Annotated in this window: 24 protein-coding genes; 9 read left to right on the top strand and 15 right to left on the bottom strand. The window is 56.4% G+C overall.

Annotation, left to right across the window (positions count from 1 at the left end; translation table 11 throughout):
- Positions 1-70: 70 nt before the first annotated feature.
- Together AC2FI9_RS07820 and AC2FI9_RS07815 are read right to left on the bottom strand one after the other, a co-directional pair.
- A complete protein-coding gene (locus AC2FI9_RS07820) occupies positions 71-1,870 on the bottom strand; it encodes an ABCB family ABC transporter ATP-binding protein/permease (protein WP_496766937.1) in 1,800 nt (599 codons plus the stop codon).
- Between the two features lie 79 nt (positions 1,871-1,949).
- Positions 1,950-3,287, bottom strand: a complete 1,338-nt coding sequence (locus AC2FI9_RS07815) for a LysM peptidoglycan-binding domain-containing protein (RefSeq protein ID WP_496766936.1) — start codon at positions 3,285-3,287, stop codon at positions 1,950-1,952.
- Positions 3,288-3,413: 126 nt separating this feature from the next.
- Between AC2FI9_RS07815 and AC2FI9_RS07810 the strand changes: the two genes are divergently transcribed.
- Complete coding sequence (locus tag AC2FI9_RS07810) at positions 3,414-3,965, top strand: LOG family protein (RefSeq protein WP_496766935.1); 552 nt, start codon at positions 3,414-3,416, stop codon at positions 3,963-3,965.
- A 49-nt stretch (positions 3,966-4,014) separates the two neighbouring features.
- Here AC2FI9_RS07810 and AC2FI9_RS07805 read toward each other — a convergent pair whose 3' ends face one another.
- Positions 4,015-4,467, bottom strand: coding sequence for a baeRF12 domain-containing protein (locus tag AC2FI9_RS07805; protein WP_496740468.1), 453 nt, complete (start codon positions 4,465-4,467; stop codon positions 4,015-4,017).
- Positions 4,468-4,746: 279 nt separating this feature from the next.
- Between AC2FI9_RS07805 and AC2FI9_RS07800 the strand changes: the two genes are divergently transcribed.
- The 3 genes from AC2FI9_RS07800 (at position 4,747) to AC2FI9_RS07790 (ending at position 8,199) form a co-directional block, all read left to right on the top strand.
- A complete protein-coding gene (locus AC2FI9_RS07800; protein WP_496740469.1) occupies positions 4,747-5,232 on the top strand; it encodes an IS110 family transposase in 486 nt (161 codons plus the stop codon).
- Between the two features lie 287 nt (positions 5,233-5,519).
- On the top strand, positions 5,520-6,809 hold the full coding sequence (locus tag AC2FI9_RS07795) for a M16 family metallopeptidase (protein WP_496766934.1): 1,290 nt from the start codon (positions 5,520-5,522) through the stop codon (positions 6,807-6,809).
- Between the two features lies 1 nt (position 6,810).
- A complete protein-coding gene (locus AC2FI9_RS07790) occupies positions 6,811-8,199 on the top strand; it encodes a hypothetical protein (protein WP_496766933.1) in 1,389 nt (462 codons plus the stop codon).
- Between the two features lie 223 nt (positions 8,200-8,422).
- On the opposite strand, the gene AC2FI9_RS07785 is transcribed toward AC2FI9_RS07790, so the two are convergent.
- Complete coding sequence (locus AC2FI9_RS07785) at positions 8,423-9,334, bottom strand: LysR family transcriptional regulator (protein WP_496766932.1); 912 nt, start codon at positions 9,332-9,334, stop codon at positions 8,423-8,425.
- Between the two features lie 105 nt (positions 9,335-9,439).
- On the opposite strand from AC2FI9_RS07785, the gene AC2FI9_RS07780 reads away from it, so the two are divergent.
- The gene (locus tag AC2FI9_RS07780) at positions 9,440-10,360 is read left to right on the top strand and encodes a tyrosine-protein phosphatase (RefSeq protein ID WP_496766931.1); all 921 of its coding nucleotides are present in this window, start codon (positions 9,440-9,442) and stop codon (positions 10,358-10,360) included.
- Between the two features lie 200 nt (positions 10,361-10,560).
- Here the strand turns inward: AC2FI9_RS07780 and AC2FI9_RS07775 are convergent, their stop codons facing one another.
- On the bottom strand, positions 10,561-11,160 hold the full coding sequence (locus tag AC2FI9_RS07775) for a superoxide dismutase (protein ID WP_113789565.1): 600 nt from the start codon (positions 11,158-11,160) through the stop codon (positions 10,561-10,563).
- A 101-nt stretch (positions 11,161-11,261) separates the two neighbouring features.
- Between AC2FI9_RS07775 and AC2FI9_RS07770 the strand changes: the two genes are divergently transcribed.
- On the top strand, positions 11,262-12,023 hold the full coding sequence (locus AC2FI9_RS07770) for an FkbM family methyltransferase (protein ID WP_496766930.1): 762 nt from the start codon (positions 11,262-11,264) through the stop codon (positions 12,021-12,023).
- Between the two features lie 331 nt (positions 12,024-12,354).
- On the opposite strand, the gene AC2FI9_RS07765 is transcribed toward AC2FI9_RS07770, so the two are convergent.
- The 5 genes from AC2FI9_RS07765 to AC2FI9_RS07745 form a co-directional block, all read right to left on the bottom strand.
- Positions 12,355-12,921, bottom strand: a complete 567-nt coding sequence (locus tag AC2FI9_RS07765; RefSeq protein WP_496766929.1) for a sarcosine oxidase subunit gamma — start codon at positions 12,919-12,921, stop codon at positions 12,355-12,357.
- Entirely contained in the window at positions 12,914-15,928 is a 3,015-nt protein-coding gene (locus AC2FI9_RS07760) for a sarcosine oxidase subunit alpha family protein (protein WP_496766928.1), read from the bottom strand. Before AC2FI9_RS07760 ends, AC2FI9_RS07765 begins: the two co-directional genes overlap by 8 nt.
- Positions 15,929-15,971: 43 nt before the next feature.
- The gene (locus tag AC2FI9_RS07755; RefSeq protein WP_496766927.1) at positions 15,972-16,301 is read right to left on the bottom strand and encodes a sarcosine oxidase subunit delta; all 330 of its coding nucleotides are present in this window, start codon (positions 16,299-16,301) and stop codon (positions 15,972-15,974) included.
- Between the two features lie 19 nt (positions 16,302-16,320).
- The gene (locus AC2FI9_RS07750) at positions 16,321-17,118 is read right to left on the bottom strand and encodes an FkbM family methyltransferase (protein ID WP_496766926.1); all 798 of its coding nucleotides are present in this window, start codon (positions 17,116-17,118) and stop codon (positions 16,321-16,323) included.
- Positions 17,119-17,227: 109 nt separating this feature from the next.
- Positions 17,228-18,472, bottom strand: coding sequence for a sarcosine oxidase subunit beta family protein (locus AC2FI9_RS07745; RefSeq protein WP_108860433.1), 1,245 nt, complete (start codon positions 18,470-18,472; stop codon positions 17,228-17,230).
- A 196-nt stretch (positions 18,473-18,668) separates the two neighbouring features.
- On the opposite strand from AC2FI9_RS07745, the gene ccmI reads away from it, so the two are divergent.
- Genes ccmI through AC2FI9_RS07730 form a run of 3 tightly spaced genes read left to right on the top strand, consistent with a single transcriptional unit; the run spans position 18,669 to position 20,608 of the window.
- Positions 18,669-19,895, top strand: a complete 1,227-nt coding sequence (gene ccmI, locus AC2FI9_RS07740; protein ID WP_496766925.1) for a c-type cytochrome biogenesis protein CcmI — start codon at positions 18,669-18,671, stop codon at positions 19,893-19,895.
- Complete coding sequence (gene ruvX, locus AC2FI9_RS07735; RefSeq protein ID WP_496766924.1) at positions 19,892-20,356, top strand: Holliday junction resolvase RuvX; 465 nt, start codon at positions 19,892-19,894, stop codon at positions 20,354-20,356. Before ccmI ends, ruvX begins: the two co-directional genes overlap by 4 nt.
- 18 nt (positions 20,357-20,374) lie before the next feature.
- A complete protein-coding gene (locus AC2FI9_RS07730) occupies positions 20,375-20,608 on the top strand; it encodes a DUF1289 domain-containing protein (RefSeq protein WP_282151557.1) in 234 nt (77 codons plus the stop codon).
- 267 nt (positions 20,609-20,875) lie between these two features.
- Here AC2FI9_RS07730 and AC2FI9_RS07725 read toward each other — a convergent pair whose 3' ends face one another.
- From AC2FI9_RS07725 to AC2FI9_RS07705, 5 genes are all read right to left on the bottom strand, one after another.
- A complete protein-coding gene (locus AC2FI9_RS07725; RefSeq protein WP_496766923.1) occupies positions 20,876-21,604 on the bottom strand; it encodes a SpoIIAA family protein in 729 nt (242 codons plus the stop codon).
- A 33-nt stretch (positions 21,605-21,637) separates the two neighbouring features.
- Positions 21,638-22,420: a hypothetical protein gene (locus AC2FI9_RS07720; protein WP_496766922.1), complete on the bottom strand. Its 783-nt coding sequence runs from the start codon at positions 22,418-22,420 to the stop codon at positions 21,638-21,640.
- Positions 22,417-23,241, bottom strand: coding sequence for a sulfite exporter TauE/SafE family protein (locus AC2FI9_RS07715; RefSeq protein WP_496766921.1), 825 nt, complete (start codon positions 23,239-23,241; stop codon positions 22,417-22,419). Before AC2FI9_RS07715 ends, AC2FI9_RS07720 begins: the two co-directional genes overlap by 4 nt.
- 40 nt (positions 23,242-23,281) lie before the next feature.
- Entirely contained in the window at positions 23,282-24,319 is a 1,038-nt protein-coding gene (gene dusA / locus AC2FI9_RS07710; RefSeq protein ID WP_496766920.1) for a tRNA dihydrouridine(20/20a) synthase DusA, read from the bottom strand.
- A gap of 185 nt (positions 24,320-24,504) precedes the next feature.
- The gene (locus AC2FI9_RS07705) at positions 24,505-24,951 is read right to left on the bottom strand and encodes a phasin family protein (protein WP_496766919.1); all 447 of its coding nucleotides are present in this window, start codon (positions 24,949-24,951) and stop codon (positions 24,505-24,507) included.
- Positions 24,952-26,081: the final 1,130 nt, after the last annotated feature.

Below are 26,081 nucleotides of genomic sequence, written 5' to 3'. Positions count from 1 at the left end.
AACTTGGAGGAATGAACGCATTTTTGCTGCGCTGTTCTGCCTGGTCTCCTGAAATACCCCTGTGACCGGATCAGGCCGCGTCCGCTTGCTGGCGACTCCAGAGCTGCGCGTAACGGCCCTCGCGCTGCAAAAGCTGGTCATGGGTGCCTTGTTCAAGGATTTCTCCGCGTTCCAGAACAACAATGCGGTCCGCTTCGGCAATGGTGCTCAGGCGGTGCGCGATCGTCAGCACGGTCCGTCCCTCACCAGCCCGCGCCAATGCGTCCTTGATGTCCTGTTCGGTATCTGTGTCCAGCGCCGAGGTCGCCTCATCCAACAGCAGGATCGGCGGGTTCTTCAGCAGGGTACGCGCAATGCCCACCCGTTGTTTCTCGCCACCCGACAGCTTCAGACCCCGCTCTCCAACCTTGGTGTCATAGCCTTCTGGCAAGGTCACGATAAAGTCGTGGATCTGCGCAGCTTTGGCAGCAGCTTCGACATCTTCCTGAGTGGCCCCGTCCCGGCCATAAGCGATGTTGTAGCGGATGGTATCATTAAACAGCACTGTGTCCTGCGGCACGACGCCGATGGCTGCGTGCAGGCTGTTCAGGGTCACGTCGCGCACGTCCTGCCCGTCGATCTTCAACGCGCCCCCGGTGACATCGTAGAACCGGAACAGCAAGCGGCCTATCGTCGACTTACCCGAACCTGTGGCACCGACAATTGCAACAGTCTGGCCAGCAGGTACCGTCAGCGACACACCTTTGAGGATCTCGCGGTCCGCATCATAACCAAAGCGCACATTGTCCAATGCCACCTCACCACCACTGACCACCAGATCTGGCGCGCCGGGCTTGTCCTGCACCTCGGTCGGTTGTTCCAGCAAGTCGAACATCTGCCCCATATCCACCAGCGATTGGCGGATTTCCCGGTAGACAGTGCCCAGAAAGTTCAGCGGCACGGTGATCTGGATCATATAGGCGTTGACCATGACGAAATCGCCGACGGTCAGCGTTCCCTGTTGCACCCCCATGGCCGCCAGAACCATCACGCCGATCAGCCCGCAAGTGATCAGAAGGGACTGACCGAAATTCAGGAAGGCCAGCGAATACGCCGTTTTAAGCGCAGCCCCGGCATAGGCCTTCATCGACACATCATACCGTGCCGCCTCGCGCGATTCAGCATTGAAATACTTGACGGTTTCAAAGTTCAGCAGGCTGTCGATGGCACGTTGATTGGCCTCAGTATCCTGATCGTTCATTTCGCGGCGCAACTTCACGCGCCATTCCGTCACCGCAAAGGTGAACCAGATGTACAGCGCGATGGTGACAGCAACGACAACCAGATACCAGACGTCGAACAGCCACATCAGGATGATCGCGACCAACAGCAGTTCCAGGATCAGCGGACCAATCGAAAACAGCAAAAAGCGCAACAGGAATTCCACGCCTTTCACACCACGCTCGATAATCCGGCTAAGCCCTCCGGTGCGACGCGTCACGTGGTAACGCATGGATAGTTGGTGGATATGCTGGAACGTCTCCAACGCCAGCGCGCGCAAGGCCCGCTGCCCCACCGGAGCAAAGGCCGCATCGCGAAGCTGCTGGAAGCCGACGGTCATCATCCGCGCGACGCCATAAGCCACCGTCAGACCAATAGCACCCAACGCAAGCGGCGGTACGCCCTCACCCGCCAAACTATCAACTGCGCCCTTGTAAAGGATCGGAGTATAGACCGCGATAAGCTTGGCCAAAACAAGCATGCCCATGGCCAGAACGACGCGTCGTTTTACCCAAGGCTCGTCCTCGGGCCACATATAGGGCGCAACTTTCCGGATCGTGCGCCAGCCAGAGCTGCGTTCGTCGGACGTGGGCGTATCGGCTGATGTCATTGGCGCTGCTCGTCTCATCACGTACCTGATCTGCGGTCAGAGATAGACCGCCGGCCCACCGAGGGCCAGCGGCAATAGTTTATTCCGGGATGGTGAATATCTGACCGGGATAAATCAGGTCAGGATCGCGGATCGCGCCGCGGTTGGCCTCGAACAGTTTCACGTACAGGATACCATCACCGAACCGGTCGCGCGAAATGGCCCAAAGCGTGTCGCCTTCCTGCACGGTGACCGCGCGGATCGGGGGCGTATCTGGTTCGCCCTCGGGCTCATCACTGGCCTCTGCCGCGCGCAGCACCTCTAGCGGTTCGCGCTTGAACGGGGTTTCCAGGCGGCTGACCACTGTACCATCCGAGGCGATTTCATCGACGCGCAATGTATATATACCGGGATCAATTCCCTCGAGTTCGCTGCGCCATTTACCATCATCAACCGGCGACAGATCATCAACAAGCTGGTTATCCAGATACAGTCGCACCGCAGACCCGTCCGGGACCCGGCCGGTAAGCTCTACGTCGCCAACGTCGGAATAGCCGATCGTGTCCAAAGCCACCTCGTCCGAGGCGTCGGGTTCGGCGGTTGGAGACTGAACCAACTCAACCCCGTCCTCGCCGGAACGCAGAATGGCAACTTGTTGATTTTCATCGCCTTCTTCAGCGGTTTCTTGTGCCGTCTCCTGGGGTTGATCCGCAGACGGTTCTGCGGGCGCATCCGCCGTTTCGACATCCCCGGTCGTCGTTTCATCTGTTGGCTCTGACGAGGGTGTGTCTTGTGCCCCTGCTGTTTCGTCGCCGGAGGGCGCAGCGTCACCCGTTTCGGCAGCGGCGACCTGCTCGGTCGTCGGTTCAGGTTCAGGTTCAGGTTCAGGTTCAGGCAAGGCTGCAATCAAATAGTCGTCCGAACGAACGGGTTGATCCTGGCCCGCAGTTTCCAACGTAAGCCCGCGCGCATCGTCTGAAAATGGAATCGAAAGGAACTCGGCAAACTGACCGGTGTTATCGACGGTAAAGCTGTGCACTTGCTCACCATCCAGCAGGACACGAACATCCGTGCCTGGCTCTGCATTGCCAGAAAGAACGGTATTGCCGTCCGGCTCAACAAAGATCTGGTCCAGAGTCGGTGGCGCGACACCCGGGTCAGCCTCAGCCGTTTCCGTCGCCGGTGCGGTCTCGGAATCAGACGGATCAGCGGTTTCCGGTTCCTCAATTGCCGTGCTCTGATCCTCGGACGGGGTGGAAACCGAACTGGCCTCTTCCGTGGTTTGGACAGAGGTGTCTTGCTGCGGTGAAGCTTCCTGAGGACCCGTCCCGAAGACGCCGGACAGGTACAACCCGCCCGCCCCGACTAATGCAACGATGCCGGCAATCACCCCCCAGATGAAAGTACCGGAGCTTTCGCTTCCCGACTTGGAGTTCATTCTTTTCCTTTCGCTCCGCAGCGCAAGTGCTTTGAGTAAAACACAATCTGTCTGACGGTTGAGCCAATCTATCAATCCCGCTATCACGGGTCAAAACACCATATACAAGCCCGGAGAAGCCAACCCATGTCTCAGAAATCTGTCTGTGTGTATTGCGGGTCACGAAATGGCGCGAATCCGGCCTATTCCGACGCGGCGCAACACTTTGGAACCCTTTTGGCCAAAGAAGGCTGGCGGCTGGTCTACGGGGCCGGGGATGTGGGGCTAATGGGCGAGGTCGCGCGAGCCGCGCAAGCCGCTGGTGGTGACACGTTCGGCGTCATCCCGGTGCACCTTCTGCGACGCGAAGTCGGCAAGACGGACCTGACCCGTTTCGTGGTCACCGAGACGATGCACGAGCGCAAGAAGGTCATGATCATGAATGCCGATGCGGTTATTGTCCTGCCCGGCGGTCCGGGGTCGCTGGATGAGTTGTTCGAGGCGCTCACTTGGCGGCAGCTGGGCCTGCACGACAAACCCATTCTAGTCATGAATGTGGATGGCTATTGGGATACGCTGCACGAGCTGTTGCAACAGGTCATCGGCCAAGGCTTTGCCGACGCATCGCTGTCGGATTTCATCACTTGGGTCGATGGCCCGGAGGCTGCAATGTCAACGCTCAGGAAAGTTCTGACTTAGGCTGACAGATGTACGGGCGGCCAGAACCGCCCGTTTGCCATCGTCAAATTCAAGTCGCCGGAGCAAGGCGCTGTCGCAGCACCTGTTCGACCTTATGCATCGGATGATTGGTCAGAGTTTTATCGACCTCGGCAACCACTTTGCCCAGCACTTCGCTGTGCAACCGCCGGCGCAGCAACCCTAGAACATGCGGGCTGGCTACCAGGACCAATCGTTTATAGGCCCCTTTTAAACCCTTACGGTTCAACAGGTTGGCGACATCCTGCACGAACAGGGATTTCGCATGGGTTTTCCATTTGCTCTCTTCCACGGCCGATTTCTGATGTGGTGCCGTGTCAAAACGACGACCGGCCCGGTCCGAAGGCTTGGTCCTTGGTCCGTCGCTTTCTTCTACGGATACGACAACCAGATTGGGATCATCAGCGTCGGTGATATTCTCCATGAACAGCGCCTTTTCCCCGTCGGCGATGACAACCCATGTTCCCTGTGCAAGTTCGACCATTGTATTCTCCTGTAATGGCGTTTTTTTGGCCATCCCTCATGCGTCAGGCACAGCTTACCCGAGACGCGCCAAAGTCATTCAGCGCGGTGCCTGACCGTTTTCTTAGTGGTTTGCGGCTCTCTCCCTCCGCATACTTTAGCTAGGTATTGCGGGGCGGCGTACAATAGGTCTCAATTCGAAAGTTGACGTGAAGGCAGGTTTTCTCCTGCGGCGGAGTTGCAGGGTCACGCCGGCTCTGTCGAATAGCTTTTCGGCTAATATCAGCTTGCGGGACGAAGCATGGGTATTTGGGCTAACCAGATTGATGGGTCTGCCAGTCAGTGTCGGATTGAATTTGGTTCTGCTTCGATGAGCCTGCACCTGCGTCATGGGCTTCGGGCCGCTGGTCTTGATGTGGTCTGGATGGAAGCACGGCAAGTGAACGCGGCTCGTTCAGCGATGCGTAACAAGACCGACAAAACGCATGCGCGAGGGATTGCAGAGGTGTTGCGATCTGGGTGGTTCAGTAAATTTTTCATCAAGAGCCGCATGGCACACGCGTTAAGAACACTATTGAGAAGCCGCACGGCTGTTCAAAGGAAATGCATCGATTTGACCAACGAAGTCCGCGGCTTGTTCAGGGTCTTCGGCCAGCAATTGCCGTCGCATGTTGATCAGGGGTCTTTCGACGAACGGGTCATACCATTGATCGAGGCAGATCCAGATCTCGCGCGTGCACTTCTGCCGCTCCTAGGTTCACGCGTGATGCTGTACAGAACCTACTGAGAGCTGGATCGCCGGGCAAAGCAGACACTTCCCTCTTGATCTCTGGATAACTGCCACTCGCTGCTGCTCTACGATGTATTACTTTTGGGTGATCTCTCCATAGAGAGCTGAGGTACGGGTTCCGCGCGTATTTAGTCCCGTGTCGAACACATTTCGGCAAGTTTTCAATTGGCGGCTTGAAATAGCAGCTCGTATCCCACAAGCATTTAGTAAATCACTGTCGCATTCGTTAAACGCCTGATGACGGACGTTTTTTTGGACTAAGTGACATAATTTAAAGGATTATGATGCGCACAGTCGTATTGTTTTTTTCGCTTGTCCTCTTGGTGTTTTCTGGAACTGCTCATGCTCAAGGCGTCACCCCTCTTTCTGAGAAAGGCGGATTATACGCAGCCTATGTGGTTCCGAGGGATGACTTCGACCGTGTGGACGTGCAGCTAATTGTTCTATCGGGAGCGTATGATGATCCGGAACCATCCGGTACAGCTCATCTAGCTGAGCATCTGGCTGCGTTTTCAGCGGACGCCACAATACTCAGAAAGCCCCGAGAGCGCGATATCTACGCGACAACGCATAACGTATCAACGGTGTACACGAATTCCGGCGTACCTTCTGACATAGAAATGTTGCTGCAGCTGTCTCGGGCCGTCCTTGACACGCCATCGCTGCCAGAAGGATTTGCGGAAAGCGAAATTGGTATCGTACAGCGTGAAACATTTCTTCGTGAAAGGCAGTCTCCGCTTCGTTGGCTCAGAAGAATTGCACTTCAAAACCTCTACGGCACTTTGCGCGGCCGTGCAGACAACACCATTGAAGATCTTCCGCAATTGAACCTTGAGAAGGCCTATCAGTTTCACAAAACTCACTATACGCCGTCCAATGTGACGTTAATCGTGTCGGGAAAAATTGAACCTAGTAAAGCCGAAGAACTCGTTGCTCGTATATTTGGGGACACAGAACCTTCTGAGGCCCCTCAAAAACGCTGGTTAGACGACAAACCAGACCCTGAGGTTCGGTTTGTTGAACGCATTCGGTCGGACAAGTTGGCGCATGACACAATCCAGTTTGCGAAATTCGTGGACTTCGAAGATCGATCAACCAGCATCGATATGCAGGGCGCATTTTTTATCGCCACCGATGTTTTGAACGAAAGGCTTTACAAGGCCCTGTACTATCAAGACGAGCGCGTTTTCAGCGTCGACGCTGACTGGTTTTTTGCCAAAAATGCGGATCTGGAACTTACCATAGATTTGCACCTAATGCCCGGCTTCAGCTTGGACGCGGCGCATAACCATCTGACAGAAACTCTGGCCAATTTGTTGAACGAACCGATCACCAGGGATGAAATCAATCAAGCGCGCCGGATGCAGGTCGTTGGATCCAGAAATGCCGCGCGCCGGCCCACAGAGTTTCTATCATTCCTGTCGAATGTGGCTTCTGATGGTTTCCCCCCTCTCACACCGACTGTATTTGTCGACATCTTGAACGATACGACAGATCAGGACGTTATTGATTTTGCCGAAAAGGTCATCAAGCCATCAGCCACTTCGGTCGTGTTGGCCGAAAAAGCAGAGTAACATGCAGACATTAAAAAGCCGGTTCATTTCCTCTCTCTTATTGGTTCTCAGCCTGCTGTCAGCGCAGCAGGTCCGTGCGGAGCTGATCGCAACGACCGGTGATGCAAATTTTGCCTATCTGATGCCTCTGGAAAACGGCATTTCTGAGCTCACCTTGGTTTGGCCGATAGATCGACCGACGATAGACCGGGTGGCCGCATTGCGTGCAGGTCTCTCAAGTGTAATTTCTGGAGGAACATCAAGCCGTTCTTCCTACAAAATTGCTGAGTACAAGCAGTTGAAAGGGATCAAGCATTACGTCGAAACAAGTCGCCGTAGTCTGATGCTCACGGTCTCGGCGCCAAACGAAGTCTTTCCAGAGACCATCGTTCACCTCGAAAACCTCTTGCTTGAGGCGGAATACTCGGACGACTGGTATGCAAGAGAGCTGCAGTATTCCAACTCTACCAAGTCTACCAGAACCAGGAGGCCAGAAGATGTTCTGAAGGAAGTGGCGCATTTCCTGGAGTACGAACCTGGCGACGCAGATGCTGAGGTTGGGGGTGGCGAATTTCGTTTTGGTCAACCCATTCAGGCAATCCTAAGATCCGGAGACCAAGAAGTAGAACGCCGCACTCTTCGATTGGTCAGCAAGCTTCCGCGCCTGAAGGGAAAGTGGAATTTGCCTTTCGCAAAATGGGCTGAAGCGTTGATTGGCACGAATGAGGAAGATTTCAGCCTTCCGACGGGTGTCATTCACTTTGCCGATCCTGACTCTACCGAGATGCTGATCCTTTTTGTCAAAGCTGAAGAGTTTGAAGATGAGATTGACCAGGTTGGGACAAATGTCTTGGTGGATTACATCGGTGCCAGTCAAGGATCCGAGATGTTTCGTATTATCCGCCAGGAATTGCGCGCGGCTTACGATCCACGCTCAGACTTCGTTGTCATGGGTAAGAAAAAGGCGATTATCTCGCTAAGCGCCACAGTTGAGGCCGTGAAGTGGCCCGAAGTCTATGAGAGAATAACGGACATTTACCAGAGTGTCCGCAGCGGGAAAATTGAACAAGAAGGTTTGGGGATTCAGTTCAGTCGGTTGGACCGGGCTTACTATCGCGATTTTTTTACTGAGCCTGTCTGGGGTGCGCGACAATACCTGCACGAATATCCCGAGGGTACTGACGGCACTATCGAAATTCCGCTTTTTAGCGCTTTTCAATCACTGTCATTGGAGCAGACGGCAGCAAACTCACGTGAGCTTTTGCCGCCTTTGGAGGATTTCCTCCTTATATTGATCGGAGGCGGAAGCTCACCTTCGGACATCTTGCCGTCAAAAGGTTACTGTGCGCTGCCCAAAAGCACTCCCTTAAGGTTTTGCCTTGATGCGCTGCCGAGTGCTGAAAACCTTTAAACGAAATGCAATTGTAGTTGGCCTTTTGAAAGGAAGCACTAGCCCCTGCGAAGCTCATTCGCCGCGCAAAGCAGCCATAGGTGTTTAGTGCAGCATTGTGCAAATTAGGCTCAGACCGGACTTGCGGCAGTACAGAAAGTTGAAATGGCAGGTTTTCTGCCGATTCAATTCAGCTTTGCAGACAAACAGTGAATTCGCTGAATTTGCTTGAATGTCGGCATTGCTATCGCCTGCCAACCTGATGATCGCCAATCCAGGCGCGCTGATCCCAAGTTGTGATTTCACTCGTCAGCCACCTCATCACAGGCCCTTGGTTGGTCGCGTTTGTTGTGAGGAAATCCACCGTCCTCAGGATCGCGTTCTGCGCGAATTCGTACTCCAGAACCCTCAACTCGCCGCCTAAGATTTCTCGCTCCACCGAAACGACCGGCAACTCTGCCCAGCCCAAGCCACCTATCACAAGCGCCTTTCTGGTGATCGAAGTACTTGAGATCCAAACGTCCGGGCTGAATATGCGGTCTCCAGCGACTGAGGCTTCTGAACTCGGTTCCACCGCTTGACGGTATTGGGACAGGTCTTTCCGCCCCACGGTCGCCAGTTTAGCCAGCGGGTGGTCAGCGTGACACACGGGCACCACCCTCTGAAACCCGACGCCCAGGCATCTGTAGCTTTGCGCCTCCTTGGGCGCCTCACATACGAAAGCAGCGTCTGCATCACCTGATTGAACTGCCTTTAGAACAGAAGGCCTCGAAAGCTGCTCCACCCGGAGTTCCAGGCTTGGGAACCTATCGGCTGTGCCTGTTAACAAACTTCGAACACGATCCACCAACAACCCATCTTCGACAAAGAAGGAAAACCTTGGCTCAACAGATCCGCTTAACGCCTCGGCTTGCCCCCGAAGCATGTCCATGCTGCTCAATACCGACCTTGCGTGCTTTAGCAGTGACTCACCGGCTTCCGTTAACACGGGGCGATAACCATCTCTGTGGAATAACGACAGATCCAGATCGATTTCCAGATTGGAGATCGTCGCGCTAATGGCAGATTGAGCTTTGCCCAGCTTTCGCGCAGCGGCCGAGAACGAACCACACTCAACAGCAGTGACAAAAGCGCGTAACTGCTCGATTTCGGGCATTCGTAACTCCATCTAAAAATCCTATGGACTTTAACTTTCTATATCTATCCTTCCTCTGATTAAAGAGCATCTGATCAAGAGATTTTTGCATTGAGGACAAACGGTATGAAAGCGCACTCCCCATTGAGCTTGGCAGCGGTAATTGCGTGCACATTCACTGGCGGAGCAGCGACCGCGCAAACAACAGCCTGCAATACTGCTTTGGACATTGATCTGCCATCGGAGTGCGAAGACGTGATAGTTACCCATCCGGTCCATGGGCTTGAGAATTTTCGCGAACTCACAACTCCTGATGCGGGGATCAGGCCCGGTGTGCTCTTTCGCTCGGATCAGTTGGATGGCCTTTCCGATGCCGCCATTGCCGAGCTGAATGGCCTCGCTATCGAGACCATCGTTGATTTGCGTACCCCGGAAGAACTGGAAACGCACCCAAACGCGCAGATTCCTTCGGTGGATTTCAACGCCAATCTGCCCATTGGCTCGGATCCAGCCGACATCGCCAAGATCATGCCCATCGAGATCGCGTCTCAAATCCGCCCAATGTGGTTTGACGGCAAGTTCGATGAGATCGACCAGATGCTTGCGGATCACGATGTCGACCTGCGCCAGATCAGGATTGACCGCTACCGGGACTTTGCGACCAAGTTTGATCCGCAGGTGTCCCGGTTCCTGCATCTGCTCACCGATGCGAACAACTTTCCGATGCTATTTCACTGCGCAGGCGGAAAGGACCGCACAGGATACATGGCGGCCGTCACCATGTTGACGTTAGGCTATTCCGAAGAGGATGTCGTGCGCGATTACCTGACCACCAATGCCTTCACCTACGACGAGCTCGAGCAACTGGTTGGCAAGGGCCCCCACTCGCTGCGCCCGGCCTTCGGTGCGCATCCGGAACAAATCACAGCCTCTCTTCAGGCGGTCAAGGATGCTCATGGCTCTTTTGACACTTATCGCCGCGATATTCTTGGCATCAGTGATAAGGAGGTGGAGGCGATCAGGCAAAACCTACTCGTGCAGAACTGAGGCGCTGACAAACGAAAAAAACGGTTTTCTAATTGCCGACAATCGTACGACCTGAAGCATCAGTTGCTTCGGGCTCGAAGCAGTCAATCGATGCGGATTGCAAAACGCAGCATCACCATCAAAAACAGCTATCTAAACAAGAAAGGACCTGCCAGCGTCACCGCCAACAGGCCCTTGAAAAACCCTTATTGGGTTAACAATCACATCCGCGATGCAACGTTTTCCCAGTTCACCAGATTGTCGAGGAAGTTCGACAGGTAAGCCGGACGCTTGTTGCGGAAATCGATGTAGTAGGAGTGCTCCCACACGTCGCAACCCAGCAACGCGGTTTGACCAAAGCACAGCGGGTTCACGCCGTTTTCAGTCTTGGTCACAGCCAACGAACCGTCTGCGTTCTTGACCAGCCACGCCCAGCCCGAGCCGAACTGACCGGCACCAGCAGCGCTGAACTGCGACTTGAACTCGTCAACCGAGCCAAAGCTTTCAGTCAGTGCTTTTTCAAGCTCACCGGGCATTGCGTTGCCGCCGGGCCCCATCATTTCCCAGAACTGGTTGTGGTTCCACAGCTGGCTGATGTTGTTGAAGATGCCGTTTTGCGCGACGGCGTTTGCGTCGTAGGTGCCAACGATGATCTCTTCCAGCGACTTGCCGTCCCACTCGGTACCAGCGATCAGCTTGTTGCCGTTGTCGACATAGGCCTTGTGGTGCAGGTCGTGGTGATATTCCAGTGTTTCCGCGGACATACCCTTGGCTGCCAGCGCGTCATGTGCATAAGGAAGATCAGGAAGTTCAAAAGCCATATCGGCCCCCTGTTAAAAATGTAAGTTGCGGTTCCCAAGGTTAAATGCTTTGGCAGCCGCCGCAGGTCAAGAGCCGAGACAAGAAAACCCGGAGGCAGGCGATGCTTACACAGGCGCGCAAGATGTTTTACCGCGCCCGCGGATACTATGCGGGCCAGCTGAATGGCGAGCCGTTTCGTCTGGACCCTTATCATTCGAAATTTTGGCGCAAGGCGTCTGATGGCAAGTGGGAGCCTGAAACTTTCGCGGTGCTCGACAAGTATCTGTCGGCAGATCGGGATTATCTGGACATCGGTGCGTGGATTGGCCCCACGGTTCTGTACGGTGCCCGTCAAGCGCGGCACGTCTGGTGTTTCGAACCGGATCCGACGGCTTTTCGGCATTTGGCCTGGAACCTCGACCTGAACGACATCCGCAATGTTTCGGCCTTTGGCGTGGCGTTGTCGGATCAGTTCGGAGTGGCACGCATGGCGTCGGTACGCGGCGAGCCGGGCGATTCCACCAGCTCACTTTTGCATGACGGAACACACGGCAACGACGCCTTGACGATCGCATGGGACCAGTTCGAGGCCGCGAATGACCTGTCGGGTGTATCTCTGGTCAAGATGGATATTGAGGGGGCTGAGTTTTTTGTGCTGCCAACGATCCTGCCCTGGTTGAAACGGACGCGACCTACTCTGTACCTCTCACTCCACTCACCGCTTTTGCCCGAAGAAGACAGGTACCAGCGGACATCGGACCTGCTGGAAAGCCTCTCCTTTTATTCTGAAGTAAGCGACGAAACCGGAAGCCCGCTGGATGTGCAAAAAGCGCTCAGCCCAACGGAAATAACGCGGTACCGCACGGTACTTTTTTCTATCTAGTAATGCGGCCGCTAGCCCTGTCTAAGTAGTTGTTTCCTCACTTACCAATCTGGCGGGTGCTCGTTGAATAGCACCCACGGAAGAGTTTTTGAGAAAGCAAAATGACAGCATCGCCTACGGGGATTGCTGAGACGATCTTTTCCGCACAATCAGTTCTGGCGGATACTGTCGAATACAAATGTGAAATCACGAAGTCGGACGGCCATGGCTGAATCGCGCCAGTTTTGCGCATACAAGCGCTGCCAACAAACCATATGGTTCGGGAGTTTGCAGCGTAACCACCGGGTAAAGAAAGCCTCGGTGTGGCCGGGGCTTTTCACTTCACTTCGGTTCAGTAAACCCCGACTTCGCTGCCGGGCTGCGCCGCAACTTTAAGCAGCTTGAACACGTAGTCTGCGGCCGACCGGAAACAGACAACACGGAAGGTATCGGCGTCATCCATCCAGAACGCCCCTGCCACCTGCGCCAAGCGCGAGCGGCGGATCTGACCCGGTTGAAATACCTCAGCCGACAGCTCGACCGGGGCAAGTTTGCCCAGCACCTCACGCGCATTGCTGCCCGAGATACGGAAAACCGCGCGGGCGTCCGAGACGTTAACCGCCAACGCGTGTGTACCGCTCAGCGCGTTGGTCAACGCCGCCAGTTTGGCCTCAACCTCGGCGTAAGGAACAAGCACCAACAATTCATCGGTGGACATCCAGCAGACGCCGGACTCACCGTCGACCAAGGCTTCGCGCTGATCGGGCATCTTCTGACCCGTTGCGTCCTTGACGGCCTTGGCCAACACCTTGTCGGACAGGTCGCCGCGCAAGGTAATCATACCCTGCAGGCCACATTCCCGGACCTTGGCGATGCCATCATACCTTGCATGGTTCAGTGCGCTGATGGGTTCAGACATTCTGCTTCTCCCCGTCCTTATCGAAGAAGATCGGGTCCACGATCTTAGCTTTGTAGGTTTTGCCATCGGTACCCGGGAACTCGACGATCTCGCCCATGCGGTCGGGACCGTGCTTGATCAGACCCATAGCGATGCCCTTGCCCAGATTGGCCGAGTAATAGGTCGAGGTCACCCGTCCGATCATATTGCGCTGCCCGTTGGCGTTGACGCCCTCGCCGACTGCGTAAGCTCCGTCAGGGATAACCGAACCATCCACAGTCTCTAGACCAACCAGTTTCCAGCGGTCCGGATCGGCCATGTGGCTGCGTGAATGGGCACGTTTTCCGAGGTAGTCCTCTTTCTTTTTCGAAAGCGCCCAGTTCAGCCCCAGATCCTGCGGGATCACGGTGCCGTCGGTCTCGTCCCCGATCATGATAAAGCCCTTCTCGGCCCGCAGGATGTGCAGACATTCAGTGCCGTATGGCATGACGCCGAACTCTTTACCTGCGTCCATCAATGCATCCCAGAATGCCTGACCCTGGCTGGCGGGCACTGCAATCTCATACGACAGTTCACCTGAGAACGAGATGCGGTAGGCCCGGCAATCGAAATCTCCGATCTTGCCATCACGCCATTCCATGAAGGGCAGCGCTTCTTTCGAAACATCCATACCGCCCAATTTCTCCAACACCTTGCGGGCGTTGGGGCCAACAACCGCGACCTGAGCGTATTGCTCGGTCACGTTGGCGACGTAGACTTTCCAGTCCCACCACTCGGTCTGCAGCCATTCTTCCATATGGGCATGGATGCGTTCGGCTCCGCCGGTGGTTGTGTGGCACAGCCAAGTGTTCTCGTCGATACGAGCAACAACACCGTCGTCGATCAGGAAACCGTTTTCCGAGCACATCAGGCCATAGCGGCATTTGCCGACCTTCAGCGTGGACATCATGTTGGTGTACATCATGTCGAGGAACTTGCCGGCGTCCGGGCCTTTGACGATCAGTTTACCCAGTGTCGACGCGTCCAGCAGACCAAGGTTTTCGCGGGTATTCTTGACCTCGCGGTTTACTGCGTCGTGCACAGATTCACTAGGACGTACATAAGCGTAGGTCCGGCGCCAGTGGCCGACCGGCTCCCAATCCGCGCCGTTCTTGTCGTGCCAGTCATGCATCGGCGTTTGACGGATCGGTTGGAACACGTCGCCCCGCGCTTCGCCGCCAATCGCACCCATCGAAATGGGCGTGTATGGCGGACGGAACGTGGTGGTGCCTACCTTTGGAATTTCCGATTCCAGCGCATCAGCAAGAATCGCCAGTCCGTTGATATTGCTCAACTTACCCTGATCTGTCGCCATACCCAGTGTAGTGTACCGCTTAGTATGCTCGACGCTTTCATAGCCCTCGCGCGCGGCCAGTTGCACGTCAGAGACTTTGACGTCGTTCTGGAAGTCCAGCCAGGATTTCATGCGTAACTGCACTTCGGCATTGGCGGGCATCAGCCAGACCGCTTGCATAGCGGCCTCTTGCGTGGCCTCACCAGCCGGAGCTTTGGTGTTCTTTGGCTTGAAGCCAGCAGCTTTGGCGGCCGCTTTGCCCGCAGCGTGCGCGTCCGTCAGAACATCGCCCAATGCCAGAGGGCCATTAGACGCACCAGCAGCCACAACAAATCCCTCGCCGTTCGCGCCCAGTGGTGGCCGTGCCGGATCGGGGCGGAAATGCGCGTGTGCCTCGTCCCAAATCAGCTTGCCGCCGCAATGCGACCACATATGAACAACCGGGGACCAGCCGCCAGACATGGCAACCGCGTCGCACTCAACTTCTTCGCGAGCGCCACCGATACCTTCCTGATTGCAGATTTCGACCTTTTTGACGCGCTTGCCGCCTTTGACTTTGGCAATGGCCTTGCCGGGGTCGACCCGGATGCCAAGCTGTCGCGCCTCTTCGGCCAGCGGTCCGGCTGCAGCGCGCGCATCAATAACACGCAGAACATCGACACCTGCCTGTTTGAGGATGATCGCTGTGCGATATGCGTCGTCATTGTTGGTCGCGACGATCACACGCTCGCCCGGGGTGACGCCCCAATTCACCACATAGTCGCGCATGGCCGAAGCCAGCATGACGCCCGGAACATCGTTGCCCGCAAATGACAGCGGGCGTTCGATGGCGCCTGTCGCAGTGACGACCTGCTTGGCCCGAATACGCCACAGGCGATGACGGGGACCTTGTGTGCCCGGTTTATGATCGTTCAGACGCTCATACCCCAGCACATAACCATGGTCATAGACACCCGCGCCCATGCAGCGGTTGCGCATGATAACGTTGTCCATTGTTTCCAATTTGGAAACCAATTGTTCCACGAACTTATCCACAGGCTCATCATTGATGGTCCCGCCATCGACCGGAGCGCGCCCACCCCAATGCGCGGTTTGCTCGATCAGCAGAACCTTCGCACCGGTCTCGGCCGCCGCCTTGGCCGCTTGCAACCCGGCGACACCGCCACCGATCACCAGAACGTCGGTGAAGGCGTAGAAGTGCTCGTAGGTGTCTGCGTCGCGGTTGTCTTTGTCGGGTGCTTTACCCAGACCGGCCGACCGCCGGATGATCGGCTCATAGACGTGTTTCCAGAATGGCTTGGGGTGGATGAACGTCTTGTAGTAGAAGCCCGCTGGCAGGAACCGCGCCAGCGCCGTGTTCACGGCACCGATGTCGAATTCCAGGTTCGGCCAGTGGTTCTGTGAAATTGAGGTCAGACCGTTGAACAGCTCGGTCGTGGTGGCGCGCTGGTTCGGCTCGAACCGGTTACCCTGCCCCAGGCCGACCAGCGCGTTCGGCTCTTCCGCGCCGCTGGCCACAACACCGCGCGGGCGGTGGTATTTGAACGACCGGCCCATCATCATCTGATCATTGGCCAGCAGGGCCGAGGCAAGCGTGTCGCCCTCGTACCCCTGCATCGAGGTGCCGTTGAAGGTGAAGGTGACCTGTTTCGACCGGTCAATCAGCCGGCCTTGTTTTGCGAGACGGGTGCTCATGTTGCTGACCTTTCGCAGGCGGAATTAGGGATGGCAGCGTGGATCATTCGTACTCTCTCCACGTCCAGCCAGGACGCTTTGCAGTGATCGCGTCCTTGAGTTCTTTCGGCGGCTCGGTGGTCTGGGCGGAATAGGTTCCGAACACTTCGAGCGTTTGTGTGCAGCGAGCGGCGTGGAACCACTTGCCGCAGCCGATGCTGTGGCGCCAGCGTTCGAAATGAACGCCTTTGGGGTTTTCACGCATGAACAGGTAGTCGTGGAATTCGCCATCCGACGAGCCGGGACCGAAGCGTTTCAGATGCGCCTCACCTCCGGCGGACAGTTCAGATTCTTCGGCGTCAACGCCACAGTAGGGGCAATTCAGGATCAGCATTTGTTCATCACACCTATTTTCATTGAGTAGGTACGGGCTGTTCTTCGACAGCCAATGGAACCATGTTTTCAAAGTGGAACATGGCTTCGATGGGGATAGTGATGGCGTTCGGGCGCACTCCGACAATGTCATCCGCAATCTGATACGCAATCATTCCAGCAGCATTCAATGTGGAAACGATCGATCCCTTGGCTTCACGATTGCCAACATTGCATTCGATCAAGGCAACCTTGGCTTCGAGGCTGGAAAAGTCGACGCTGTTTAGGACAGTGACTTCGTGTCCCTCAACGTCCACCACAAGTACATCAGCTTTGCGAGTTCCATGCTCAGTCAGAATATCATCCAAACGTCTGGTACGCACTTCTGTGCTGACAACCGCGCTTTCCGGAATGGTTAATCCCTGTTTGCGATTGGCACGTTGCACCGCGCTTTCCATTCGACCTTTTTCGACGGAGGCACATCCACGCAACCATCCCGGGCAGCTGCTCTTCAGGCGTTCATCCATATGATACAATGCCATCTTACCCGGTGTCTCAGAAACCGCAGCGTTCACCAAGACAACGTTTGGATTATTCCCATGCAAGCCCTCAAGTTCCTGGAAGTACACCGGATGCGGTTCAATGAGCACACCTGACCAAGTGTCTTTTGACCAATAGCGAAAAAGCGGGTCTTCCAGCTTACCGTCATTTGCACCGACTTGGACAACGTGCACGTGCTCGGCCCGAGCATCCAAACAGGCAAGCAGGAAGTCCCGCATGGCAAGCTTGGATTTGCGGGGTCGCCCCGGCACGGAAGACGGTAGGTCGTTCAGGTTCACAGCCGTGCTCCTTGCGCCAAACGAACGAAGCCACAAGCGCGATCTGACGGTATCGCAACGCAACTATTGTGTGCAGGGGAATATGCAGGGATTAACATTAGTCCACACATCAGTGTGCCACCCCGGCCGCGACGCTTTCGTCGATGAAGCGGCCCTCTTTGAAGCGGTCCAGCGTAAAGGCTTCGGTCAGCGGTGAGTGACCTGTGGCCATCAGCTGCGCCATGCCCCATCCCGATCCGGGGATCGACTTGAAGCCACCCGTGCCCCAGCCACAGTTGATAAAGCAACCACCCAAAGGCGTTTTTGACAGGATCGGAGACCGGTCGCCGGTCATGTCCACAATCCCGCCCCACTGGCGCAGCATTTTCAGGCGCGAGATCATCGGGAAGGTTTCGACCAGTGCGCGAACGGTTTCCTCAATATGATGGAAGCTGCCGCGCTGGGTGTAGTTGTTGAAGGCATCAGTGCCGCCGCCGATCACCATCTCACCCTTGTCGGACTGAGACATGTAACCATGCACGGTGTTGGCCATTACGACCACGTCCATGCAGGGCTTAATCGGCTCGGACACCAATGCCTGCAGCGCGATCGCCTCCAGCGGCAGACGGAAGCCCGCCATTTCGGCCAACTGTCCTGAATGGCCCGCAACCACCATGCCCAGCTTGTCACAGTCGATCGAACCTTTGGTGGTATCGACGCCAACAACGCGGCCGTTTTCGGACCGAACGCCTTTAACCTCGCATTGCTGGATGATGTCCATGCCCATCGCGGAACAGGCGCGGGCATAGCCCCACGCCACGGCGTCGTGACGCGCGGTACCTCCGCGTTCCTGCCACAATGCGCCCAGAACCGGATAGCGTGGACCGTCGATGTTGATGATCGGAACCAGCTCCTTAACGCGCTCAGGGGTGATCCACTCGGTCTGAACACCTTGCAACGCGTTGGCATGAGCCGTGCGCTGATAGCCGCGAATTTCGTGCTGAGTCTGGGCCAGCATCATGACGCCACGGGGGCTGAACATGATGTTATAGTTCAGTTCCTGGCTCAGATCCTCGTACAGGCTGCGCGCTTTTTCGTAGATCGCTGCCGAAGGGTCCTGCAGATAGTTTGAGCGGATGATCGTCGTGTTCCGACCGGTGTTACCACCGCCCAGCCAGCCTTTTTCGATCACGGCGACATTCTGGATGCCGTAGTTCTTACCCAGATAATAAGCTGTGGCCAAACCATGGCCGCCCGCACCGACGATGATTACGTCGTATTTCTTCTTGGGTTCGGGCGAACGCCAGGCGCGCTCCCATCCGGTGTGATAGCGCAACGCTTCGCGCGCTACAGCAAAGGCTGAATAGTGTTTCATAGGCGAATCCATCCGGTTCGGTGATTGCGCGAAGATATGCCGCGTAACGCTAGCGCGCCCCTGCCGTTCAACGCCGTAATATCGCACTATTGCGACATAGGCCCCATTATTGCGACATGAAGGCGACCAGCGGCCATTTGTCCCTTTTGTCGACCCGCCGAGAGGTCTAAGTCAGGACAGCCAATTCGGAGAAACCATGTCGTTCTGGGTCCTGATCATCCTAACCGCTGCTGTGATTGCAGTGTTCTTGGGCTATTCCATCCTGCGAACGCGCGACGCACGCGAACCCGCAGCGGCGTATGACCTGCGTGTCTATCGCGAACAGCTGGCGAGCGTCGACAAGGATCTGGCCCGAGGTGTCATCGGCGAAGCAGACGCCGAGCGTGTTCGCACGGAGATTTCACGCCGTATTCTGGCTGCAGACGCCCAGATGCAGGCACAGTCGACCCGACCGGGACCGCCAATTTGGGCCTCTGTCGCCGCGATCGCAGCTGTGGGTCTTATCCTGGTTGGCGGCGCGGCCTGGATGTATGACCGGATGGGTGCGGCGGGGTTGCCGGATCAGCCCCTGTCGCTGCGTATTGCACAGGCGGAAAACTTGCGCGCGGAACGCCCCAGCCAGGCTGAATTTGAGGCCACCACAACACCTGCGCCTTTGCCTCAGCTTGACGAGAGCTATGCCGCGCTTTTGGAGCAGTTGCGTGAAACCGTCGAAGCGCGTCCCGATGATCTGCAAGGTCATATTCTGCTGGCGCAGCACGAGGCGAACGCAGGCAACTTTCCGGCCGCATACAAGGCGCAGCAGCGCGTGATCGAACTGTCCGGTGACGCTGTCCCAGCAGATGCTTATTCGCATCTGGCCGAAATGATGATCCTGTCGGCGGGTGGATATGTATCCCCCGAAGCCGAAGCTGCATTGCGCGAAGCGTTGAAACGCGATCCGCGACATGGTCCGGCACTGTATTATCTGGGCCAAATGATGGTGCAGGTCGGGCGCCCCGACATCGGGTATCGCATCTGGACCGACGCGCTGCGCAACGCACCAGCTGGCGCGCCATGGGTCGACGCAATTCTGGCCCAACTGGATGAGCTGGCGTTTCGCGCTGGCGTGTTCAACGCGCCTGAGATGTCAGCCCCGGCAGGCCCTGGCCCAAGTCAGGAAGACGTCGAGGCTGCGGCCGCGCTGACACCGGAAGAACGACAAGAGATGATCCGCGGCATGGTCAACCAGCTTTCTGACCGGCTGGCCACCGAAGGTGGCACGCCCGAGGATTGGGCCCGTCTGATCGCCGCGTTGGGCGTTCTGGGCGAAGGACAACGCGCCATCGACATCAAAAACGAAGCCATGGCAGTCTTTGCCGGCAATGCCGATGCCCTTGCAATCATCGACGCTGCCGCGCTTCAGGCAGGTATCGCGCAATGATTTATGACGAATTCGAAGACTTCGCCGCCGCATTGTCGTCCATGACCGCCTTGATGGGGTTGGATTTGGGCGAAAAAACCATCGGCGTGGCTGTATCCGACCGGATGCGCGGCGTGGCCAGCCCGCTTGAGACCGTTCGGCGCAAGAAATTCACCCTGGATTCGGCCCGATTGCTGGACATCATCGCGGACCGCGAGATTGGTGGTGTCGTACTCGGCCTGCCCAAAAACATGGACGGAACCGAAGGCCCCCGCTGCCAATCGACCCGTGCATTTGCCCGAAACCTGTCACGCCTGACCGAAGTTTCGATCGGATTCTGGGATGAACGGCTCAGCACAGTTGCGGCGGAAAAGGCACTGCTTGAGGCGGATACGTCACGAAAACGTCGCGGACAGGTTATCGATCACGTTGCGGCAGGCTATATTCTACAAGGGGCGCTGGATAGGCTGCGTTTTCTTTAAGTGTAACGGGGTACACCGATGACAAACATGGTCTGGAAAAGGAACGAAGTCGAAAGCCCTTGCATCCAGATATGCGTCGTGCACCCGACCGAGCGCATCTGCACCGGCTGTTATCGCACCATTGATGAGATCACGCGCTGGTCGAAAATGGATAGCATTGAGCGCGCTGAAATCATGGAAGATCTGCCTGAGCGCAAACCCCGCCTCGCCAAACGGCGCGGTGGACGGGCCGCGCGCATGAACAAATCTTGATATCCACTTCTGGCTTTAGGCTGAATTCGCGCTGCTGCGGGTTGGTCTGAACTCCGAGGGGGGATCAAGTTCGAAGACATGCGTAAGTGAGTGGCAACCCACAGCAGCGCCTTTCAGCATTTAAGTTCATCCGAAGTGGTCATACGGAAGACTAAGACACGTTTAATATTTTTTTGACCGACTGATCAAGAAAAAATAAACAGCCGAAAATCTAACCTTACGTAATGGTAAAGCTAGACGAAATCTTTAGCTCTGCCGGCCGCCGCCTTACCCGGCTGAAAGCCAGGATTTTGCGTTTTCGAAATCCTCAGACGGGAAGAACTGCGTGCGGGCACCCAGAACGTGACTGGCGACACGCTGCGCCATATGCTGCCACGCTTTGTCCCCGACGATGGCGGCGCGATCCAGCATTCCTACATGCCCTCGGGCCAGGCGGAAATGCGCGGCCAGTGCGGTCAGCCCCTGCCAGCCATCAAACTCGCGCAGGTCGATCAACAGACGGAACCCGTTCTTTGAACTCAGCAAGGTATCCAGATCACGCTCAGCCTGTTGGTATTCTTCGGGGTCCAGTTTGCCCATCAGGCTGATCTGCACGCAGGGTCCGCCCAAATCGGTCACGTGGATGGCCCCCAGAGACTCGCGCATCCAACGGCGCCCGGCCTCAAGTTCCGAAAGTTCAAACACATGAACGGGGCATGGCAGGATCGGCGCGGCCAGACGGATGCTTGTCTGTACCCAGCCCTGATCAGCCGCAACTGCGATACGGTCAAACCCGCGCCAGTGGCTGAGACCCAGCTTGGTATCGGACCACGCGGCCCCAAGATCATAGCCTTTGAACTCTGGCTGCACGATTGCCAGCAGACGCACCGCATCATGAGCCTCAAGTGCCGCTTCGATCGCGGGGACCAATGTCTCGCTGTAGTCTTTGCTTGTCACTTCGCCGGACAGCTCGACCTCGATCTGGGCCCCATCAGAATCCGTGTGAACCGTAATCATCGAAAATCTCCAAACCTGAATAATGGCAACAGGTTAGGGGGATTCGATCCACTCGGCTACTCCCCCGGCGCATTCGGGGCGAAAATAGGCGATCATCCGTCCATCCCGGCCAGCGGTTGCCGCCTCGGCCCAAGGCGCAACGCCGTGCAGGCAGTGGCGATGCAGCAGATAGGCCTCACCCGGTTTTGCTGGCAGCTCGATCCGGGGGCAGGTCTCAAACACCTCGCGACGGGCCGCCTGATATATTTCGGTTACGTCGATCAAGTGTAGGCTGTCCTTGGGTTGGCCTTTCATCGCTTGTGCGAATGCAGCCCCCAGTATCTTGTGGCTGCCTTCCCACAGAACCATCGGCGCGGCATCCGCGCTGGCCTCGGTCAGCGGGATGCCAAGAATCCATGCGTGCGGTTCATCTACCCGGCGTCGACGATCCGGCCCCATGGGGCGCAATCCATCCACATGCGCCGCATCACGGTTCCGCCGGTATCTGGTAGCCGCTTCACCTTCGCCGCGACGCGGACGGGGATAACCGGGATAAACGACCGAGACCTGCCCCTTGTGCAGCGGCAACCGCCCATAGTGTTCAGAGATAAAGTCCATGGCCTGACCCGACAAAACGTCCGATCGCGCCACCCTGCCCTCTGGATCGTTGTCCAGTGCGTCCACGCCGATGAACCACGTGCCTTCGCAATCCAACCATTCCGCAAAGGCCGGATCGGTAATCGAGGCCCGCGCCCGCGGCAAAGCATGTTCAACCCATTGGGCCAGCGTCGGGTCGTGCGGAAACCTGATCCAACCTTTGTTCCAAAAATCGGTCACAGCCCCAGCGCCTTACGCAGCATATTCAGGGCGACCAGCGTCAGAAAAACCGCGAACACACGCTTCAACGGCTTGGGATCCATCGCATGCGCCAGCTTTACGCCCCAGGGCGCAGTGATCATCGTCATGGCTACAACAATTGCAAAAGCGATCAGGTTGACCGCGCCGATTGTGTACGGAGGGCGGTGTTCAGGCGCGATGTCCAGGAACAGGAAGCCCAAAACCGAAGGCACCGCGATGATCACGCCAAACCCGGCCGCCGTTGCAACCGCCCGATGAATGGGCGTGTTGAACAGGCTCATCAACGGTACGCCAAAGCTGCCGCCGCCGATGCCCATAAGAACGGATAAAAACCCGACCGAGGGCGACAAAACGGCCCGCTTTACGCCTTTTGGCATCGCATCGCCAAGCCGCCATTCTGATTTGCCCAAACCCAGATATGCGCCAATGACCATACCCAACACGCCGAACAACGCCTGCAACGCCTCGGTTCGCAGTGCCGAAGCGACCAGCACACCGACAATGGCACCCACTGCAATTCCCGGCCCCCAACCGCGCAGGATATCCCAGTCCACCGCGCCTTTCTTGTTATGCGCCAGGACGGATCGTAGTGATGTGACGATGATGGTTGCCAGCGAGGTCGCAAGACACAGCTGCATCAACTGTGGGCCGCCATATCCAAGTGTTTGGAACGCATAGAAAAACGCGGGCACCAAAACGATGCCGCCGCCGACACCCAGCAAGCCAGCCAAGACACCGGCCAGCGCCCCGATTACAAGCAAAAGGCCCAACATCTGGGCCAGTAACATCGTCTCGGGCATCATCCCCCCAAACCGGCCATTTGGCCGTATTCCGTTCTCGTCAAACCTCTGCCAAAGGCGCGATACTGTCCAGAGCTTGCAGCATCACTTCGGGGCCTGCCCCGTCGTGGACCGCGCCCTCGGAAAGGGCTCGACGCCACGCGCGCGCGCCGGGACGTCCGGCAAACAGGCCCAGCATGTGACGCGTGATCTGGTGCAAACGCCCGCCCCCGGCAAGGTGGTTTTCGACATAGGGCACCATTTTGTGAACGACATCAATCGGATCAGCCACCTGACCGCCGCCAAAAATCAAGGCATCCGCCTCGGCCAGAATATCCGTGGGTTGATGATAGGCCGCGCGGCCGATCATAACCCCGTCCAATCCGGCATCCAGTTGCGCCTTCGCCTGATTCAAAGACGTGATACCGCCATTGATTGAGATATGCAGGTCCGGGAACGCCCCCTTCATCCGGTGCACAAGATCATAGTCCAAGGGCGGGATATCCCTATTTTCCTTAGGGCTAAGCCCTTGCAGCCAAGCCTTGCGCGCGTGGATTGTCACACGTTGGCATCCGGCCGCATGAATGGCCTGCAGAAACTCAGGCAGGGCCTGTTCCTGATCCTGATCATCAACCCCAATACGGCATTTGACAGTGACTTCAACATCAACCGCATCGCGCATCGCGGCAACGCAGTCGGCAACACGGACGGGGTCCTTCATCAACACGGCCCCGAAAGTGCCCGATTGCACCCGATCCGAGGGGCAACCACAATTCAGGTTGATCTCATCATACCCCGCTTGCGCGCCCAACCGGGCCGCCTGCGACACTTCCTCTGGGTCTGAACCGCCCAATTGCAGCGCGACGGGGTGTTCCTGCGAACTGAAGTCCAACAAATGCAATGCGCCACCTCGCACCAACGCCGGGGCGGTTACCATTTCCGTGTAAAGAAGTGTCTGCTGACTGAGCAGTCGGTGCACAAATCGGCAATGCCGGTCTGTCCAATCCATCATTGGTGCGACCGACAATCTCGCCGCCTTGGCGACAAGGACATTTGAAGCCGGTTGGCGCTGTGAAACAGGGTGTGACGATGCGGTCATGGTTGGGTCTCGGTGTACACTGAATAGGTGGCTTACTGTACCGGACGGCGTTTCGCAACCAAGGGCGCTGTGGTCAAGACGCGTACCTAAAAGGCACTCCAGCACAAAAAGAAAGGGCAGGTCTTTCGACCTGCCCTGCGCGATTGCACCGATTGGGAGGAGTGGGTGCGCCTCGCGGCGTTTGCTTACTTGGCAGCAGCGGCTTTCTTGGCAGCTGCAGTCACGTCGTTGGTGGCTTTTTTGACGGCCGCGGTTGTGTCTTCGGCGACGTCTTTGCCAGCTGCCATCAGCAGCTCAACGGTTTCGGACTGAACTTTTTTCGCGATCTCTGCGAAGGCTGCCATGTTTTCAGCTGCAACTTCAGCCGATGCGCTGGCGAAGTCGGTGGCCGCTTTGGCGTAATCTGCAGGCTCTGCCTTGGCTTTTGAGATCTCGGTCAACTTGGCCAGGGTGTCCTTGGTCCATTTGTTCGAGATCTCGGCCGACTTTTCAGCCGCTTCCAGTGCAACACCCGACAGCTTTTCGTTCAGCGTCGCGGTCGATTTGAAAGCACCTTCCAGAGCGGTGGTGTCAACGGGGAACGCGCCCATAACGTCTTTCAGGGTCGCGGTGAAATCTTGCGTCTTTGCCATGTCTAAAATCCTTTTGCCGAACCAGGCCCACCCCGGTTTTCATCAGCTTGAGGACAATATGGATGCCGCACCGCAGCATTGCAAGATTTTTCTTGCTGCATTGCGGAATTCTTCCACGAAAGACCTTAAAATCAACCGCTTACATTAACCTGCACATAGGTCACCGACGCCGGCTAAACGTGTCCGCCCTGTGAGCCCAACCGTTCTATTACATTTTAGGAACGCGGCACACGGGACTACGGCAACACCTGGTTTTTCGGTTGGGCGCTAGCCACCTCATGACGAATTTGAGGAGGTTGGTTTGCCTGTCGTCCTGCTTATGATCCTAAAGAATGAATTGAGATGAGGAACCGGGTTGAAGCCATCCGTGGTAACACCAAAGTTAATTTCACCCTAAAAATGGTATTCCCAACACAAGCCGGGTTCAGTCAGAGTACGCAGGGCCAAGTTCTCCTGGTCCAAGATGCGTGTTGCGTTTTCTTAATTTCAGCACCCTCAGCCTCAATCGAAATAGCGTCGAGCGATCTGGCTCACATTGATGTTTTACGGAGATGGTACGGACCGACCATTGTCATTGTGGATTTCACCTCTTGTTCGCCTGATCCGCCCAAATGGATTTCGTTGGGAACGAAACTGCGATTGTTGGCCACAACGCGGCCGATCTGGGTGCGGTTATCTCTATGATCATCATGGTTTGAGCATAGGATGTATCCATGCCGCAAGGACAACGCGTATGCTTTGAAAGCAAAACAGGCTGCAATGATGCACAAACAAACACCGAATGATTACTTAAGCGATCCGACCCGCGCCTCTTTTTTCATGACGTAGTGCTTCGCAATACGGCGGATGGCTTTCCTGGCAATTGCCGAACCCTGTGCAGCATAAATCCGATGAACTTGTGCCGGACGTGCGCCAATCAGGTCACCTCGCGGGCAGTATTTTCTTCGAACAACCCATTGAAGCCCGAATAGACTTGGCGTGAATCCAACCCTTGTATCCGGATAGATGACTAATGGAATTCTCCCCCTTCCAGTCGACAGCAAACTGATACCAAGAACATGGTGGAGCCCGTCTAGCAAAGCTGGACAGGTGGTCAGATTGTGCACCTTTGGCGCACAGGCCCAGCTACG

This window comes from Ruegeria sp. CDSA246 (assembly GCF_059611225.1).
Note: the sequence above shows the minus strand (reverse complement) of the source record. Positions and strands in the feature narration are given on the sequence as shown.

Coding starts and splice junctions, on each gene's coding strand:
- AC2FI9_RS07820 (WP_496766937.1), bottom strand. CDS start 1,870: ATGACATCAGCCGATACGCCCACGTCCGACGAACGCAGCTCTGGCTGG.
- AC2FI9_RS07815 (WP_496766936.1), bottom strand. CDS start 3,287: ATGAACTCCAAGTCGGGAAGCGAAAGCTCCGGTACTTTCATCTGGGGG.
- AC2FI9_RS07810 (WP_496766935.1), top strand. CDS start 3,414: ATGTCTCAGAAATCTGTCTGTGTGTATTGCGGGTCACGAAATGGCGCG.
- AC2FI9_RS07805 (WP_496740468.1), bottom strand. CDS start 4,467: ATGGTCGAACTTGCACAGGGAACATGGGTTGTCATCGCCGACGGGGAA.
- AC2FI9_RS07800 (WP_496740469.1), top strand. CDS start 4,747: ATGGGTATTTGGGCTAACCAGATTGATGGGTCTGCCAGTCAGTGTCGG.
- AC2FI9_RS07795 (WP_496766934.1), top strand. CDS start 5,520: ATGCGCACAGTCGTATTGTTTTTTTCGCTTGTCCTCTTGGTGTTTTCT.
- AC2FI9_RS07790 (WP_496766933.1), top strand. CDS start 6,811: ATGCAGACATTAAAAAGCCGGTTCATTTCCTCTCTCTTATTGGTTCTC.
- AC2FI9_RS07785 (WP_496766932.1), bottom strand. CDS start 9,334: ATGCCCGAAATCGAGCAGTTACGCGCTTTTGTCACTGCTGTTGAGTGT.
- AC2FI9_RS07780 (WP_496766931.1), top strand. CDS start 9,440: ATGAAAGCGCACTCCCCATTGAGCTTGGCAGCGGTAATTGCGTGCACA.
- AC2FI9_RS07775 (WP_113789565.1), bottom strand. CDS start 11,160: ATGGCTTTTGAACTTCCTGATCTTCCTTATGCACATGACGCGCTGGCA.
- AC2FI9_RS07770 (WP_496766930.1), top strand. CDS start 11,262: ATGCTTACACAGGCGCGCAAGATGTTTTACCGCGCCCGCGGATACTAT.
- AC2FI9_RS07765 (WP_496766929.1), bottom strand. CDS start 12,921: ATGTCTGAACCCATCAGCGCACTGAACCATGCAAGGTATGATGGCATC.
- AC2FI9_RS07760 (WP_496766928.1), bottom strand. CDS start 15,928: ATGAGCACCCGTCTCGCAAAACAAGGCCGGCTGATTGACCGGTCGAAA.
- AC2FI9_RS07755 (WP_496766927.1), bottom strand. CDS start 16,301: ATGCTGATCCTGAATTGCCCCTACTGTGGCGTTGACGCCGAAGAATCT.
- AC2FI9_RS07745 (WP_108860433.1), bottom strand. CDS start 18,472: ATGAAACACTATTCAGCCTTTGCTGTAGCGCGCGAAGCGTTGCGCTAT.
- ccmI (WP_496766925.1), top strand. CDS start 18,669: ATGTCGTTCTGGGTCCTGATCATCCTAACCGCTGCTGTGATTGCAGTG.
- ruvX (WP_496766924.1), top strand. CDS start 19,892: ATGATTTATGACGAATTCGAAGACTTCGCCGCCGCATTGTCGTCCATG.
- AC2FI9_RS07730 (WP_282151557.1), top strand. CDS start 20,375: ATGACAAACATGGTCTGGAAAAGGAACGAAGTCGAAAGCCCTTGCATC.
- AC2FI9_RS07725 (WP_496766923.1), bottom strand. CDS start 21,604: ATGATTACGGTTCACACGGATTCTGATGGGGCCCAGATCGAGGTCGAG.
- AC2FI9_RS07715 (WP_496766921.1), bottom strand. CDS start 23,241: ATGCCCGAGACGATGTTACTGGCCCAGATGTTGGGCCTTTTGCTTGTA.
- dusA (WP_496766920.1), bottom strand. CDS start 24,319: ATGACCGCATCGTCACACCCTGTTTCACAGCGCCAACCGGCTTCAAAT.
- AC2FI9_RS07705 (WP_496766919.1), bottom strand. CDS start 24,951: ATGGCAAAGACGCAAGATTTCACCGCGACCCTGAAAGACGTTATGGGC.